The 428-nt window shown below is 49.1% G+C and carries 1 protein-coding gene; it reads left to right on the top strand.

Features of this window, described 5'->3' with window-relative positions:
• Nucleotides 1-30: 30 nt before the first annotated feature.
• The coding region (locus EJJ37_RS21305; RefSeq protein ID WP_193553949.1) for a hypothetical protein at nt 31-428 on the top strand (398 nt) is incomplete at its 3' end.

Below are 428 nucleotides of genomic sequence, written 5' to 3' on the forward strand. Positions count from 1 at the left end.
AGAGGGAGAGGGGAAAGGAGAAGGGGAGGGTTGGTAGAAAGAGAAAAAGGAGAAAGGGGGGGAGAGAAGAAAGAGAGAGGGGGAGGAGAGGGAAAGGAGAAGAGGAGGGAAAAAGAAAGGGGGAGGGGGGAGAAGAGAGGAAGGGAAAGGGAGAAGGAAGAGAATCGTATAGAAAGGGGAGGGAAAAAAAAAAGGAAGAAAGAAAAGGAGGGGGGGAGAAAGAGAAAAGGGATGGGGGAGGAGGAGAAAAAAGAAAGGAAAGGAGGAAGAGGGGAAAGAAGGGGGAAAGGGAGAGGGGAAAGGAGAGGAAGGGAGAAGGGGAAAGGGGAAAAAGAAGGAAGAGAGGAGGAAAGGAGGGGAGAGTCTGAAGGAAAAAGGAGATGGTTAAGAGGAAGGAGGGGAATTACTTTAATTAGTATGTTATCAAG

Source organism: Clostridium cuniculi, from assembly GCF_004353185.1.
GTDB lineage: Bacteria > Bacillota > Clostridia > Clostridiales > Clostridiaceae > Clostridium > Clostridium cuniculi.